The following is a 16,975-nucleotide window of genomic DNA, read 5'->3' on the forward strand; positions in this document are numbered from 1 at the left end:
GCTATGAGTTGATTCATAGCTCTTTTTTATTTATCTCCATCATTAGGTATAGTGAGTGTCATTGAGGTTTCATACACAGTGAATTCTTTAATTAAGGTACATACTGAGTCGCCATTTTATTCTTTTTATATTTTATTTTTTATGGTTCCTCTATCTTCGTGAAATCCATAATCTTCGGTTATGTCATTTAACAAATTAGTATCACAATCAATATCCCAATTGTTTGCTCTAATATTACTCATATTAACGATATATTTATTTACATCTGTAGTTTTTTCTTTTTTATTTATCCCATCGGTTTACCCTCCTATTTATATTTTAAAAAACTATTTTTGCATTGGTGGACACCTCCTGAATCGTATTTATATTACTTTTCCATTGGTTTGCCCTCCTAACTTTGTTTTCATTAATAGTTTGTACTTTAATACTTTCTTTATACTAGTACTTATTTCTAAAATATTTTTATATTTATAAATTTTTATTACCCGTAGTTATAACCATTTGCTAACACCATTGATTATTAGTTGCTGTTTTTTCTTTTTTCTTTCCTTTACAGCATTCTTCTACCTCTGCTTTTACTCCCGCTGGTGATGCCCATTGATTATTATATTCAGATTTTGGTGCTCCACTACTTGCACAACTACAATCTGAATGACAGCTATGACTCTCTACTTTATCACATTGACAAGTATGATTAGATTCAGTATTACATTCGCAATTTGAGTGTTTTTTCATAACTATCTCCTCCTAAAAATTTAAATAAATTTAGTCCTGATACAGCCAAGTCCAATACTTAGTTCTACCACCACTACAATATTAGTTTGTACATTTTTACTACTTAAATACCTTGTATTAATTGTTGTTGATAACATAGTAAAGTTTTTTTTCTATAATATAAAAAGTCTTAAATTTTTAGGCAATTTTCTCATAAAATTAAAGTTTTTAATATAAAAATAAAAGCCCTCAAATAATCGAGCTTTTATTTTTATTCATATTTACTTTTATTGCATTGAATTTTGACTTGGATTTTGATGAGATTTTTTATATGCATCAATATTAGAATCAATTTGTGCACTACTCATTCCATTTTGCATACTACCACTTTGTTGGCTTTGATTATTAACAGAATTAGTCATTGCTGAATTATTTTGACCTTGTTTATTCATTTTAGAATTATTACTCATAAATTTACCTCCATTTCCATTTCGATATTATTTTATGAACTTTACACCATATAATACATGTCAATGATTTCCTTGAATCTAAAATGGAAATACACATTTATAAATTAAGTAATAATTTTAATTCTCTACCCTTAATAAAAAAAAGATAAGCTTTCGCTTATCTTTTTTTATTATATTTCTAAAAACTTATTAAATCTTTCTCTAACTTTTTCTTCACCCATAATTTGCATTATTGTGTAAAGATCTGGAGTGTTTGTTCTATGTGATAATGCACTTCTTACTGCTCCAGCAACATCAGAAATCATTCCTTTGTATGAATCTGGGTTAGCTTTATATTCTTTTCTATTTGCACAATATCCAAGTTCTGCTCCAATTACTTTTAAATCTTCAAACCAATTTTCTTGACTTCCAGCATTAAAGTTAAACTTTTTAGCATATTCTTCAATTACAGCTTTAGCATTTTCTAATGATAAAGTTTTTGGTAATTCTATTTGTTCAGCAGTTTCATTGTAGAATAATTCATCATAGAAATAGAATATTTTATCTTTTACTTCATCCCATTTAGCAAAGTCTTTTCTTGGTTTTGGACCATCTTTATCTATGTTGAATATTTCTTTAGACATTGTTTCATTTGAAATTACTAAGTTATACATTTCTTCATCATACACTTTTGCCCATTCAGTATATTGTTCATATACTTCATTAGCTGACATTCTTGCTATAACATCCTTAGAAACGTCATTTAACTTAACTAAATCAAATAATGCCCCACTCTTACTCATTTTTTCTAGAGCAACATGGAATTCATGATAATCAGCAGTAGGATTTTCTGCTCTCCATTCTTCATAGCTTGAATTTACTATATTTAATAAGTATTCAATAACACATACTACTGGATATCCTACTTCATGATAATAAGAAACTGCAGCTTCTGCATCTTTTCTCTTAGAAAGCTTTCTCTTAGATCCACCTTCTTGCTTCATTATTGTTGGAATATGAGCATAGTTTGGTCTTTCAAATCCTAATACTTCAAATAATTGAACATGTATTGGAAGTGATGATAACCATTCTTCTCCTCTTATTACATCTGTAGTTCTCATTAAATAATCATCAATTGCATGTGCAAAATGATATGTAGGAAGTCCATCTCCTTTTATTAAAACTACATCCTGATTGTTTTCTGGGAAAGATATATCTCCCTTTATTAAATCATGGAATTCTACTCTATTTTCTATATTTCCAGGTGATTTTAATCTTATTATATAAGTTTCACCATTATTTATTCTTTCAATAGCTTCCTCTTCAGTAATATTTCTATACTTAGCATATTCTCCATAATATCCAGGAGTAATCTTATTTGCAATTTGTTCTTCTCTAAGAGCTGCTAATTCTTCTGGAGTACAAAAATCTGGATATGCTAATCCTTTTATTAATAAATCTTTAGCAAAAGTTCTATATATTTCTGCTCTTTCACTTTGTCTGTATGGACCATATTCACCTTTTGAAGTTTCTTGTCCAGTCATACCTTCGCTAAAGTCCATTCCAAACTTATGCATAGTCATAATTGTATCTTCAATAGCACCTTCTACTTCTCTCTTTTGATCTGTATCTTCTATTCTTAAGTAGAATACGCCTTCACTTTGGCTTGCTAATCTTTCATTGATTAATGCAGCAAAAACCCCACCTATATGTTGAAATCCTGTTGGTGATGGTGCACATCTAGTTACTCTAGCACCTTCTTTTAAATTTCTCTTCGGATATTTTTCAATATAATATTCTCTATCATGCTCTACATTAGGGAATATTAATTCAGCTAATTTTTCAAATGCCATATTACTTTCTCCTTTACTTTTATAAAATATAAATAACAATTAAGCAAAGATACCTATATAAATAATTATCTTAATTTCTTAATTGATTTCTTTACAATAATTAATTTCTTAGTAAATAAAAAAGTTTCCATCCCAAATACTCTTAGGACGAAAACTTATATTCCGCGTTACCACCTAAATTGATTAATATAAATTAACCCACTCAAATACTTATTCACTTTTCTTGCTCCAAGGCTTCCTTCAATAGTTTTAAATTTTAGGCTTCCACCATTCCTAAATCGCTTTAAAATAAAATTCTATTTACTGCTCCTCTTCAACGCATTTATTATCTTAGTTATTTCCAAACTACAGATTAATTATACAGTTAGACTTTTCATTTGTAAATATAGCTTTATCTATTAATCTTGTAACAACTATATAATAAAAGTAAAATATATTAAATACTAATAATGATTCTATATTAAAATAATAACCGTATATATTTTTATCTAATAGCAAAATATATTATAAATAATACTGCTAAAACATACATAACTGGATGTACTTTTTTAGCTTTTCCTTTAAACATCATAAGCACTACATAAGATAAGAATCCGCATGCAATTCCTTCACCTATACTATAAGTTAAAGGCATTAATATTATAGTTAAAAATGCTGATATTGAAACTTCACTTTTCTCCCACTCAATTTCTTTAAGTGAACTACACATTAATGACCCAACTATAATAAGTGCTGGTGCAGTTACTGCAGAAGTTATGACTGTAAGTAATGGTGAGAAAAATAATGAAACTAAAAATAACACTCCTACTACAACACTTGAAAAACCTGTTTTTGCTCCTACTGCTACTCCTGATAATGATTCAACATAAGATGTTGTATTAGTAGTTCCAAATATTGAACCTATACAAGTTGCAACAGAGTCTGCAAGTAATGCCTTAGAACCACCTTCTACTGAACCATCTTTTTTAAGTAATCCCACCTTTGAACCAACTGCAACTAATGTTCCTGCTGTATCAAAGAAATCCATAAATAAGAAAGTAAATATAACTAAAACCATTTGTGGATTAAATATATTTCCGATATTTTTTATTGCAACTCCAAAAGTTGGTGCCATTGATGGTGGCATTGATATTACTGAAGTTGGTAAATCAATTAATCCAAATATCATACCTACAATTACTGTTAAAGCCATTCCTAAAAATATTGCAATTTGTGAACCTCTTACCATAAATATTGATATAGCTACTAAACCAAATACTGAAAGTAAAACTGTCGGATTTGTTAAATCTCCAAGTGCTACAAATGTTGATGAATTAGCTACAACAATCCCTGCGTTTTTTAAACCTATAAAAGCTATAAATAAACCTATTCCTGAACTTACTGCAAATTTTAAATTTGTTGGTATTGCTTTAATTACTAACTCTCTTAATCCTGTTGCTGATATTATTAAAAATATAATTCCTGACGCTAATACTCCTGATAATGCTGTTTGCCATGGAATATCCATACCGATGCAAACACTATATGTAAAGAAAGCATTTAATCCTACTCCTGGTGCTAATGCCATTGGGAATTTAGCAAATATCCCCATAATTAATGTACCAACTGCCGCTGCTACTGCAGTTGCAACGAAAACACTATCCTTTGGCATTCCTGCATCAGCTAAAACACTAGGAATTAAAAATAAAGCATATGACATTGTTAAAAATGTAGTTATACCCGCTATTGTTTCTGTTTTTAAACTTGTATTTTTTTCTTGAAAATTAAAATATTTAGATATGAAATCTGTCATTTGTTATCCCTCCATGCATTTTTATGTAATCGTAATATTTATCGCATGCCGAGGATAAAATTTGATATTAAATTTGATATGAATAACACTAATATCGTAGTCAAACCATTTATGGTGATTTGGTAGAAACTGTTGGACCTTATTTCCAACTTTATACGATAAATCCGATTACTTTTTATTTATTATACAAATAATATTAATATAAAACTACAAAATTGTCTATATTTTTTCGATTTATTCCATATTTTTCTCTTAAATTCACTTGTAAATATTCGTGTTTTTATTAATTTCATAAAAAAATAGCCTGAAACTAATCAAGCTATTTTTTATTCTTAAATATATTATATATTGTTAATACTTCTTATACTTATCTAATTTATCTTTCTCTTCTTTCTTTTCTTTTAATCTAGACGATATAGCCCAAATAATTAGTGCTATAGCTCCAATAAATAATATGGTATAAATCACTAAAATAATTATAGGAATAATCATAATATCCACTATTCCTCACCTACTCAATAACTACTGCTGTACCATAGGCTACCATTTCTGCAGCCCCTGCTGCCACAGCTGAAGACATAAGCTTCATTCCTATTATTGCATTTGCTCCTATAGCTTCTGCTTCATCTACCATTCTTCCTATAGCAATTTGTCTTGCTTCAGTTAGCATTTCATTATATCCTGTCATTTCGCCATCAACTAAATTTTTAAAGCTTGCAGTAATATCTTTCCCTATGTTCTTACATCTAACTGTGCTTCCTTTTACTAATCCCTTAATTTCTTTAATCTCTTTTCCTGGTATATTTTCAATAGTTAAAATCAACATAATTCTTTCCCCTTTATCAACTCTTTTAAATTATCTCTTTAAACAAATAATATTACCTTTAAATAAGTTATTTGTTACCTTATAATTTATAATATATTACCTTTTATGACTTTGCAATACTTTTTTAAATATATTGTTAAATATATTTTAAATTGCCAATATTAAACTTTACACTTATATAAGAATATATATCATTGATGCTAAACATATAATTACATATAATATCATTCCTGTATTAACCCAAATAGTTTTAAACTCTGAGCTTTATCTAATATTATTTCTCCTTCTGACAAATATATTTTTTTCCTATTCTTTAGTAATAATACTACACCTATAATTGAAACTATTATTAAAATAATACCCGCTAATCCAACTAATTGTATATTAGATCCATCCCCAACAATCGCTGGCATTATTACACTTCCAACCATATTAACTGCTATATGAAGTATTATTGAGTATTTTATAGTTCCTGTTTTTAATGTCACATATGCAAAAACAAGTCCTAATGCAACTGCATAAAAGAATTGAGAAAAGTTTGCATGAAACAATCCAAATAAAATAGCTGTTGTAATTATAGCTACTTTATCTCCATATATTCTTATTTTATTAAGCATTATACCTCTAAACATTAATTCCTCAATAATAGGCGATAATATTCCAACAAAAATTAAGCTCCATATCCATGTACTATTTCCTACTACCTCAGCTATTGGATTTACTACATCACTACCTTTCAAACTTCCAACAAGCATTATAAGAATTGAAGTTAAAAAATTTATTATATAAACCATAGCATATGACATGAAAAACAGTGATATTATTTTACCTATACTTAAATTTTTAACCTCCTTCTTTTCTCCTTCTGGAAGTTTTTTTACCATTCCATAAAATATAGGAAATCCTATTAAATAAAAACTAATTGCAATTGCTAAATAATTCACCCACGGTTTTTGTAATAATCCTGGATCTATTAAATTTAAAACTGAAAAATACACTACTTGCACTACATTAACCACAATCATACAAACCAAAACTGCAAATCCAATTCTAGTAAATACTTTTTTATCCTCTATTTTTGTCTTCAATTCCATTTTATTTCCCCCTAAATAAATAAAATATGTTCAATACCTATTTACCTAATTCTACCATTAACCAAATATTGTTGTAAACTTCTTACATTTAATAAGATAAAAAACACATCCCTATTAAATATAAAGATGCGTTTCATTACTATTGCTACTTACATATAATATTAGTCTAATTTCTTAGTATCTATCCAAGACATCATTTCTCTTAACTCTTTTCCAACTTTCTCAATTGGATGTTCTGATTCTATTCTTCTCATTGCATTAAATTGTGGTCTACCAACTTGATTTTCCATTAACCAATTTCTAGCAAATGTACCATCTTGAATTTCAGTTAATACTTTTTTCATTTCCTTTTTAGTTTCTTCTGTAACAATTCTACTACCAGTTACATAATCTCCATATTCAGCTGTATCTGAAATAGAATATCTCATTGCAGCCATACCACCTTGATACATTAAATCAACAATAAGCTTCATCTCATGTAAACATTCAAAATCAGCATTTTCTGGGGCATATCCAGCTTCAACTAAAGTTTCAAACCCTGCTTTAATAAGAGCTGTACACCCTCCACAAAGAACTGCTTGTTCCCCAAATAAATCTGTTTCTGTTTCATCCTTAAATGTAGTTTCTAGAACTCCTGCTCTAGCTCCACCAATTCCATTTGAATAAGCTAATGCTAATTCCTTTGCATGTCCAGTATAATCTTGTTGAACAGCTATTAAACAAGGTACTCCAGAACCCTCAGTATATGTTCTTCTTACCATATGTCCAGGTCCCTTTGGTGCAACCATGAACACATCAACATTTGAAGGTGGAACTATTTGTCCATAGTGAATATTAAATCCATGAGCAAATGCTAAAGCATTTCCTTCTTCTAAATATGGAGCAACTTCTTCTCTATATAATTTAGCTTGCTTTTCATCTGGTACAAGCATCATTACAACATCTGCTCCTTTTACTGCATTTGAAACTGTTTCAACTTCTAAACCTGCTTCCTTAACTTTATCCCAAGATTTACTACCTTCATAAAGTCCAACTACTACATTAACTCCACTTTCATAAAGATTTAAAGCATGAGCATGTCCTTGGCTACCATAACCAATTATAGCTACTTTCTTTCCTTTTAATAAATCTAAATTTGTGTCCTTTTCATAAAACATTTTTGCCATTTTCAATACCCCCAATTTACTAATTATATTTATCTAATAAAATTACTACCAATAAATTTTGATAGAAATTTAGATTACATGGTTAACTGCCCATAACATCTTCTTCATTTATTATTTGATGAATTGGTGCACCTGGTGCCACCATAGGAAAAACTTTTTTATCACTATCTATTCTATAATCAATTATTACCGGCTTATTTGTAATTAAAGCACTTGATAATACATTTTCTAGTTCTTCTCTTTTTTCTACTCTAAATCCAACTCCACCAAAAGCTTCTGCAAGCTTTACAAAATCTGTTGCTCTATCAAGAGTAGTTTGTGAATATCTAGCTTCATAAAACAAGCTTTGCCATTGTCTAACCATTCCTAAAGCATTATTATTCATTACAATAACCTTTATTGGAATATTATATTTAACAGCTGTTGCAAACTCATTACAATTCATCCCAAAGCTACCATCGCCAGCAATATTAAATACTGTCTTATCTGGTTGAGCTATTTTAACTCCAATTGCTGCACCAAGTCCAAATCCCATAGTTCCAAGACCTCCTGATGATATTAAAGTCCTTGGATTTTTAAAATTAAAGTACTGTGCAGTCCACATTTGATGCTGTCCAACTTCTGTAGTAATAATAAACTTTCCATCATCTATTTCACTAAGTTTTTCAAATAGAAATCTTGGAGTTAATTCTTCACTTTTTTCATCATTATTTTTGCTTGCAGATAAATTTTTTAAATTTTCTACTGTTTGTAACCACTCTTCATTTTTCTTTTCCTTTATTAATGGTATTAATTTTTGTAATGTGCTTTTAATATCTCCAATTATAAAAGAGTCTACCTTTACATTCTTATTTATTTCTGCAGGATCGACATCAATTTGTACAACTTTTGCATTATTAATAAACTCTTTATCACTTATTACTCTATCACTAAATCTAGCACCCAAAGCAATTATTAAATCACATTTTGTTGCCAAAATATTTGAAGCATTACTTCCATGCATCCCTATCATACCTGTATTTAATCTATGTTCAGATGGTATAGCACCTCTACACATTAAAGTTGTTGCAACAGGTGCATTTATTTTTTCAGCAATATCAATCAATTCTTCTGTTGCGCCTGAATTTATAACACCGCCACCAGCATATATCAATGGTTTTTGTGATGAATTTATATATCTTGCAACCTCATCTAGAACATCTTTTGTGATATGTTTTACTTTTGGAGTTACTTCTATAGGATCTAAATCTTCATAATCTGACTTCTCGATAGTTATATCTTTTGGAATATCTATTAATACAGGTCCCGGTCTTCCTTCTTTTGCAATATAAAATGCTTTTCTAATTATCCCCTGCAATTCATTAACATCTTTAACAATGAAATTGTGCTTTGTTATTGGAATTGTAATCCCTGTTATATCGACTTCTTGAAAACTATCTTTTCCTAACAATGCTTTCGGTACATTTCCTGTAATTGCAACCATTGGAGTTGAATCCATATAAGCAGTAGCTATTCCAGTTACAAGATTAGTTGCTCCAGGTCCTGAAGTTGCTATACAGACTCCAACCTTTCCAGTTGCTCTAGCATATCCATCTGCTGCATGAGCAGCACTTTGTTCATGACATGTTAAATAATGCTTTAATTGATCTTTATATTTATATAGATAATCATAAATATTCAGAACTGATCCCCCTGGATATCCAAATATGGTATCAACGCCTTCACTAATTAAAGTCTTTACTAAAATTTCAGCCCCACTTAATAACATATAAAAATACACCCCCTTAATTTAGTTATAAATTAAAAATTTATAACTATTTATATACTGCTCCTGTGCTTGCTGAACTTACTAATTTTGCATATCTCGCTAAATATCCTTCTTTAACCTTTGGTTCTATAGGTCTAAGTTTCTCTCTTCTCTTATTTAGCTCTTCATTGCTTACAAGTAAATCTAATTTTCCATTTAATATATCAATAGATATTAAATCTCCATCTTCAACAAGCGCAATAGTTCCACCCTCAGCTGCCTCGGGTGATACATGTCCTATTGCAGCTCCTTTTGTTGCTCCACTAAATCTTCCATCGGTGATTAGTGCTACTGATGTATCAAGTCCCATTCCACAAATTGCTGATGTTGGAGATAACATTTCTCTCATACCTGGACCACCCTTTGGTCCTTCATATCTAATTACTACAACATCTCCTTTTACTATTTTCTTTCCTAAAATGGCCTCTATTGCTTCTTCCTCAGAATTAAATACCTTTGCTGGTCCCTCATGCTTTAACATTTCCTTAAGTACTGCTGATCTTTTTACAACAGCTCCATCTACAGCTAAGTTACCTTTTAATATTGCAATCCCACCTGTTTCACTATACGGCTCTTCTATATGTTTTATTACTGAATAATCTAATACCTTTGCATTTTTTATATTTTCTCCAACACACTTTCCTGTTGCAGTAATACAATTTAAATTTATTAAGTGTTTCTTATTTAATTCACTCATTACAGCTCTTATTCCACCAGCTGCATATAAATTTTCTATATGAGTATCCGATGCTGGTGCAAGTTTACAAAGATTAGGAATCTTTGCCGACATTTCATTTATAATATCAAGATTTATAGGTAACTTTGCTTCATTTGCAATTGCCGTCAAATGAAGAACACTATTGGTTGAACATCCAAGTGCCATATCTACTGTTAGTGCATTTTTTATGGCATCTTCAGTAACTATATCCCTTGGTTTTATATCTCTTTCTAATAATTTCATTACAGCCATTCCAGCTTGTTTTGCAAGTCTTATTCTTTCTGAATAAACTGCAGGTATTGTTCCATTACCTGGTAAGGCTAATCCTAAAACTTCAGCTAAACAATTCATTGAATTGGCTGTAAACATACCTGAACATGAACCACATGTAGGGCAAGCTTTTTCTTCTAACTCTGCTAAATCTGCTTCAAGCATCAATCCGCTTTCAACAGCTCCTACCGCTTCAAATACAGTTGATAAAGAAACATCATCTCCATTAAATTTTCCTGCAAGCATTGGTCCACCGCTTACAATCACTGATGGTATATTTAATCTCAATGAAGCCATTATCATTCCCGGAACAATCTTATCACAATTTGGTATAAATACTAATGCATCAAATCCATGTGCCTTTACCATACACTCAATAGAATCTGCAATAAGCTCTCTAGTTGCTAAAGAGTATTTCATTCCCTCATGTCCCATTGCTATACCATCACAAACTCCTATAGTAGGAAATACTAATGGTGTTCCTCCTGATAACAATATTCCTTTCTTTACAGCCTCAACTATCTTATCTAAATTTATATGACCTGGGATAATATCATTTTGAGATGTAACAACACCTATTAAAGGTTTATTTATCTCATCATCAGTTAATCCTATAGCTTTAAAAAGAGACCTATGTGGTGCTCTAGAAACTCCCTTTTTTACAATATCACTTCTCACTTAAAATCCCCCCATTAATTCAGTTAATAATTAGTTATTTTGTTCTAATAGTTATGAATTAAAGTTGATTTATATTAACTTTATAGGAGCCTATTTTTTATAAACCCAGTAAAAATCTCATCATAAATTCATAACTTCTACCTAATTTAAATTCTTTCTACCACAAGTTGTCCCATTTCTTTTGTGCCAACAAGTTTAGTTCCATAACTATAAATATCACCGGTTCTATATCCTGCTTCTAAAACTTCTAATACAGCATCTTCAATTAATTTTGCTTCTTTTTCTAAATTAAAACTATATCTAAGCATCATTGCTGATGAAAGAATTGTTGCTAATGGATTCGCAACACCCTTTCCTGCAATGTCAGGAGCTGATCCATGAATAGGTTCATACATTCCAAGTGTTCCTTCACCTAATGAAGCAGATGGCAGCATTCCTATAGATCCTGTTATCATAGATGCTTCATCTGATAATATATCTCCAAACATATTTGAAGTTACTATAACATCAAATTGTTTTGGATCTCTAACTAATTGCATTGATGCATTATCTATATATAAATGATTTACTTCAACTTCTGGATAATCCTTTGCCATTTTATCCACTATACTTCTCCATAACCTAGAACTCTCTAATATATTAGCCTTATCAACACTAGTTAACTTTTTCTTTCTCTTCATAGCTGTATCAAAGCCTATTCTTACTATTCTCTCTATTTCATGAACATTATATCTTTCAGTATCATATGCCGATTCTATCCCATCTATTACTTTTCTTCCTCTTTCACCAAAATAAATACCCCCAGTAAGTTCTCTTACTACACAAATATCTATTCCATCATCTATTATGTTGTCCTTTAATGGTGATGCTTCTTTTAATGGTTTATATAAGAATGCTGGTCTTAAATTACAATAAAGATTCAACCCTCCCCTTAAACCTAATAAAGCTTGCTCTGGTCTTACTTTAGAATCAGGATTATCCCACTTTGGCCCTCCGACTGCCCCTAATAATACAGCATCACTCTTTTTACACGCTTCTAAAGTCTTATCTGGAAGTGGTACACCAAGTTCATCTATTGCACATCCTCCAGCTGGTAAAAACTCAAATTCAAAATTATGTTTATATTTACTACCTATTTTATTTAATACATTTATTGTTTCATCTATAACTTCAGGTCCAATTCCATCTCCAGGAATAACTGGAACTTTAAAATTCATTTTAAATCCCCCTTAACCTAGTTAAAACTCTATAACTTATTGCTTTATTTATTTTTTTAATTAAGAAATTTTAAAAAATTTAAAGATAAACTTCTAATTTCTAGCTGCCTTAATATATCCAACAAGTCCATTACTTTTTATTATTTTTTGCATAAATTCTGGGAAAGCTTCACTCTGATATTTTTCATTTTTAGTTAAATTTTTAATAACTCCATTATCAAAATTAACCTCAAGCTCATCTCCAGCTTCTATATTTTTAACAGCTTCATCACATTCTAATATTGGTAATCCAATATTTATAGCATTTCTATAAAATATCCTTGCAAAAGTTGAAGCTATAACACAACTAACTCCACTCTCTTTTATTGCTATTGGTGCATGTTCTCTAGACGACCCACATCCAAAGTTTTTATTCGCAACTATTATATCTCCTACTTTTACTTTCTTTGAAAACTCCAAGTCTATATCTTCCATACAATGACTTGCAAGTTCCTTTGGATCTGATGTATTTAAGTATCTTGCTGGTATAATTACATCTGTGTCTACATTATCCCCATATTTAAAAACCTTTCCGATTGCTTTCATATTTATTTACCCCCTTAAAGTTCCTCTGGATTTGTTATTTTTCCTGTTATTGCTGAAGCTGCAGCTACTGCTGGACTAGCTAAATATACTTCCGATTCAACATGCCCCATTCTTCCAACAAAATTTCTATTTGTTGTTGAAATAGCTCTTTCCCCTTTAGCTAATATACCCATATGGCCACCTAAACATGGTCCACAAGTTGGAGTTGAAACTACTGCTCCTGCTTCCACTAAATCTTTAATTATACCTTCTTCTAATGCTTGTAAATAAATTTTTTGAGTACCTGGGAATACTATACACCTAACTCTTTTATTAACTTTTTTCCCTTTTAATAAATCTCTAGCAACTCTTAAATCTGAAATTCTACCATTTGTACATGATCCTATTACTGCTTGATCTATTTCTATATCTCCAACTTCATCAATAGTTCTCGTATTATCAGGTAAATGTGGAAAAGCAACTGTTGGTCTTAAAGCACTTAAATCTATTTCATATACTTCATCGTACTCTGCATCTTCATCAGCTTCATATACCTTCCACTCTTTCTTTCCATGTTCTTTTAAATATTCAATTGTTTTTTCATCTACTGGAAATATTCCATTCTTTCCACCAGCTTCAATAGCCATATTTGCCATTGTAAATCTATCGTCCATTGATAAATATTTTAATCCATCCCCAATAAATTCCATTGATTTATATAAAGCCCCATCTACTCCAATCATTCCAATTATATGAAGTACTACATCTTTACCACTTACCCATTTTGATGGTTTTCCTTTTAATATAAATTTTAATGCTGAAGGAACTTTAAACCAACACTTACCTGTAGCCATTCCAGCTGCCATATCTGTTGAACCAATTCCTGTAGAAAAAGCTCCTAATGCTCCATAAGTGCAAGTGTGTGAATCTGCCCCTATTACAACATCCCCTGCAACTACTAGTCCCTTTTCAGGTAATAGACAATGTTCAATTCCCATTTCTCCTATTTCAAAGAAATTAACTATTCCTTTATCTCTTGAAAATTCTCTTATAAATTTACATTGTTCTGCTGCCTTTATATCTTTATTTGGAGTAAAGTGATCTGGTACTATCGCAATCTTTTCTTTATCAAAAACATTTTTAACTCCAAACTTTTCAAATTCCTTTACTGCAACCGGTGAAGTAATATCATTACCTAATACTAAGTCTAAGTTTGCTTCAATTAATTGTCCTGCTTTTACTTTTTCTAATCCTGCATGAGCAGCTAATATTTTTTGAGTCATTGTCATTCCCATTGTTTTTTCCCCCTTTAAAAATATGCTTTTGCTTTTCTTTCAATATCTTTAATAAGCTTGTATTCTATTGAATCAACTAATGCAATCCAACTTGCTTGAATTACATCTTTAGATACCCCAACTGTACTCCAGCTTTCATTGCCATCAGTACTTTCAATTAATACTCTAACTTTTGCTCCTGTTGTACTTTCTGAATCTAGAACTCTAACCTTATAATCAACTAATCTTACACATCTTAGTTCTGGGTAAAATACCTCAAGAGCCTTTCTAAGTGCTTTATCTAAAGCATTTACCGGACCATCTCCTTCTGCCGCTGTCATTTCTGTCTTTCCATCAACTGTTATATTAATTAAAGCAGTGGAACTAAATTCACTATTATTCCAAGGGTTTTCCCCTATAGTCTTAAAATGATTTAATTTAAAAAATGGTTTATATTTTCCTATTGTTTTTCTAATTAATAATTCAATAGTTCCCTCTGCTCCTTCAAATTGATACCCATCATACTCTAATTCTTTCAATTTTTTAGTTACATTTTTTACTTCTTCCCCATCCTTTTTTACACTAGGAAATATTTTGTGTATTTCTTGTAATATAGTGCTTTTACCACTAACTTCAGATACTAAAAACCTTCTTTTATTTCCTATAAGCTCTGGATCTATATGCTCATAAGATTTTGGCATCTTACAAATTGCATCTATATGCATACCACCTTTATGTGCAAATGCAGACTTTCCAATATACGGAGTGGTATCATCTAGCTGTATATTGGATATTTCTGAAATATATCTAGCTTTTGATGTTAAGTCGTTAATATGATTATTAACTACAAGGTTATAGTTCATTTTTAATGATAATGTTGGTATTATAGTACTTAAATTAGCATTACCACAACGTTCTCCAACCCCTATAAAAGTTCCTTGTATATGGCTAGCTCCAGCTTCTACAGCTATAATAGAATTAGCAACTGCCATTCCCATATCATTATGACAATGTACTCCTATGTTTATTCCTAATACCTTTATTACTTCCTCTAATACATTTTTAATTTCAGTGGGTAATGTACCACCATTGGTATCACATAAAACTAATACATTGGCACCTGCTTCTTTTGCTACTTTTAAAGTAGAAAGTGCATATTCCTTATCTTCCTTAAATCCATCAAAAAAGTGTTCTGCATCAAATATAATTTCTTTATTTTTAGATTTTAGATATTCAATTGTATCTTTTATCATATTTAAATTTTCTTCAAGTGTCGTTTTTAATATTTCTCTTACTTGAAAGGACCATGACTTTCCAAAAATAGATACTACATTTGTATCTGCATTTATTAGACTTTGTATATTTTCATCATTTAATATGTTTATTTCCGGTTTTCTTGTTGCCCCAAAAGCTACTAATTTTGAATTAGTTAAATTAATATTTTTTATTATTTTAAAAAATTCCATATCCTTAGGATTTGAACATGGGTTGCCAGCTTCAATATAATCAATTCCTATTTCATCTAAAGCCTTAACTATTTTTACTTTGTCTTCTAACGAAAAAGATATTCCCTGACCCTGTGCACCATCCCTCAAAGTAGAATCAAATATTTCAATTCTCCTATTCATTTAAAAGCCCCCTGATGATTTAATTAAATATTTCGCAGTAATTTGTTATGTCATTAGAGCCCCTTTCTAATGCACATATTCCCGTTCTTACTAATTCCTTTATTTCATATTCTTCCATAAGCTTTATTAAAGCATTTATTTTACTATCATCCCCTGTTAATTCTATCGTTAAAGTATCTGTTGAAATATCAATTACTTTACTTCTAAATATTCTTACAACTTCATTTATAGCTGCTCTTTCTTCTGCATTCGCTTTCACTTTAATTAAAACTAACTCCCTATAAACTGAATTATCTGATTTAAGCTCTAAAACTCTAAGAACATCTTCAAGCTTATTTAACTGTTTTATAAATTGCTCTAAAATATCCTCATTTCCATTTAAGCTAATAGTCATCCTTGATATTTCTGGATTTTCTGTTCTTCCAACAGTTAAACTGTCAATATTAAACCCTCTTCGTGAAAATAAACCTGAAACTCTTGTTAAAACACCTGAAGAATTTCTAACTAAAACTGATAACACATGTCTATCCATTCTCCCACCCCTTTAAACATAAATTTCCTATTATTCAATAAAAAGTAATTAAATTTGATAAAAAAAATCCCACCCTTAATGATAAAATCATAACGGTGGGACAAACTTCCTCATCATTAATATCACTAGGTTCTATCAAACCCTCGCATTTAACGGTGCTTACCGGTAATCACCTACTAACTTTTTTAGCTTTCAGAATACAACTCAAGAGTGATTTTTATTTAGCTAAAGTATCCAATCTCAGCATCTTGGACTCTCTGTACCTTTTTATACTAAATAACAGTCTCTATCAACGTTTTTATTTTTAAAATGACTTCCACTATATTGTTATTGTTAATATATTACTCTTATTTTTAATACACTGTCAATGCTTTATTGAAATTTTTAACATTT

The 16,975-nt window shown here is 30.2% G+C and carries 15 protein-coding genes and 1 riboswitch; all 15 genes read right to left on the reverse strand.

What is annotated here, in order from left to right; translation table 11 throughout:
• Nucleotides 1-504: 504 nt before the first annotated feature.
• Entirely contained in the window at nucleotides 505-735 is a 231-nt protein-coding gene (locus HMPREF0216_RS03270; RefSeq protein ID WP_005211087.1) for a hypothetical protein, read from the reverse strand.
• Nucleotides 736-1,001: 266 nt separating this feature from the next.
• The gene (locus HMPREF0216_RS03275) at nucleotides 1,002-1,184 is read right to left on the reverse strand and encodes a hypothetical protein (RefSeq protein ID WP_005211090.1); all 183 of its coding nucleotides are present in this window, start codon (nucleotides 1,182-1,184) and stop codon (nucleotides 1,002-1,004) included.
• Nucleotides 1,185-1,354: 170 nt separating this feature from the next.
• Nucleotides 1,355-3,016, reverse strand: a complete 1,662-nt coding sequence (gene gltX, locus HMPREF0216_RS03280; protein ID WP_005211092.1) for a glutamate--tRNA ligase — start codon at nucleotides 3,014-3,016, stop codon at nucleotides 1,355-1,357.
• 484 nt (nucleotides 3,017-3,500) lie between these two features.
• Nucleotides 3,501-4,808, reverse strand: coding sequence for an NCS2 family permease (locus HMPREF0216_RS03285; RefSeq protein WP_005211094.1), 1,308 nt, complete (start codon nucleotides 4,806-4,808; stop codon nucleotides 3,501-3,503).
• Between the two features lie 77 nt (nucleotides 4,809-4,885).
• Nucleotides 4,886-4,987: riboswitch (purine riboswitch) on the reverse strand.
• Nucleotides 4,988-5,159: 172 nt separating this feature from the next.
• On the reverse strand, nucleotides 5,160-5,309 hold the full coding sequence (locus tag HMPREF0216_RS17030; RefSeq protein WP_005211096.1) for a hypothetical protein: 150 nt from the start codon (nucleotides 5,307-5,309) through the stop codon (nucleotides 5,160-5,162).
• Between the two features lie 10 nt (nucleotides 5,310-5,319).
• Nucleotides 5,320-5,634 carry a heavy metal-binding domain-containing protein gene (locus HMPREF0216_RS03290; protein ID WP_005211097.1) on the reverse strand — a complete coding sequence of 105 codons (315 nt, stop codon included), beginning with the start codon at nucleotides 5,632-5,634 and terminating at the stop codon, nucleotides 5,320-5,322.
• Between the two features lie 224 nt (nucleotides 5,635-5,858).
• Nucleotides 5,859-6,728 carry a CPBP family intramembrane glutamic endopeptidase gene (locus HMPREF0216_RS03295; RefSeq protein ID WP_005211099.1) on the reverse strand — a complete coding sequence of 290 codons (870 nt, stop codon included), beginning with the start codon at nucleotides 6,726-6,728 and terminating at the stop codon, nucleotides 5,859-5,861.
• A gap of 161 nt (nucleotides 6,729-6,889) precedes the next feature.
• The gene (gene ilvC, locus HMPREF0216_RS03300; protein WP_005211101.1) at nucleotides 6,890-7,894 is read right to left on the reverse strand and encodes a ketol-acid reductoisomerase; all 1,005 of its coding nucleotides are present in this window, start codon (nucleotides 7,892-7,894) and stop codon (nucleotides 6,890-6,892) included.
• 82 nt (nucleotides 7,895-7,976) lie between these two features.
• Nucleotides 7,977-9,662 carry a biosynthetic-type acetolactate synthase large subunit gene (gene ilvB, locus HMPREF0216_RS03305; protein ID WP_005211104.1) on the reverse strand — a complete coding sequence of 562 codons (1,686 nt, stop codon included), beginning with the start codon at nucleotides 9,660-9,662 and terminating at the stop codon, nucleotides 7,977-7,979.
• 46 nt (nucleotides 9,663-9,708) lie between these two features.
• Entirely contained in the window at nucleotides 9,709-11,367 is a 1,659-nt protein-coding gene (ilvD, locus tag HMPREF0216_RS03310) for a dihydroxy-acid dehydratase (RefSeq protein ID WP_005211106.1), read from the reverse strand.
• Nucleotides 11,368-11,513: 146 nt separating this feature from the next.
• Nucleotides 11,514-12,584, reverse strand: a complete 1,071-nt coding sequence (leuB, locus tag HMPREF0216_RS03315) for a 3-isopropylmalate dehydrogenase (RefSeq protein WP_005211108.1) — start codon at nucleotides 12,582-12,584, stop codon at nucleotides 11,514-11,516.
• 93 nt (nucleotides 12,585-12,677) lie between these two features.
• A complete protein-coding gene (leuD, locus tag HMPREF0216_RS03320) occupies nucleotides 12,678-13,169 on the reverse strand; it encodes a 3-isopropylmalate dehydratase small subunit (RefSeq protein ID WP_005211110.1) in 492 nt (163 codons plus the stop codon).
• A 14-nt stretch (nucleotides 13,170-13,183) separates the two neighbouring features.
• Nucleotides 13,184-14,443, reverse strand: a complete 1,260-nt coding sequence (gene leuC, locus HMPREF0216_RS03325) for a 3-isopropylmalate dehydratase large subunit (protein ID WP_005211112.1) — start codon at nucleotides 14,441-14,443, stop codon at nucleotides 13,184-13,186.
• Between the two features lie 14 nt (nucleotides 14,444-14,457).
• Nucleotides 14,458-16,050 (reverse strand): citramalate synthase, encoded by a 1,593-nt coding sequence (gene cimA, locus HMPREF0216_RS03330; RefSeq protein ID WP_005211113.1) that lies wholly within the window; start codon nucleotides 16,048-16,050, stop codon nucleotides 14,458-14,460.
• Nucleotides 16,051-16,069: 19 nt separating this feature from the next.
• A complete protein-coding gene (ilvN, locus tag HMPREF0216_RS03335; protein ID WP_005211123.1) occupies nucleotides 16,070-16,582 on the reverse strand; it encodes an acetolactate synthase small subunit in 513 nt (170 codons plus the stop codon).
• Nucleotides 16,583-16,975: the final 393 nt, after the last annotated feature.

It is taken from the genome of Clostridium celatum DSM 1785 (assembly GCF_000320405.1).
GTDB classification, from domain to species: Bacteria; Bacillota; Clostridia; order Clostridiales; family Clostridiaceae; genus Clostridium; species Clostridium celatum.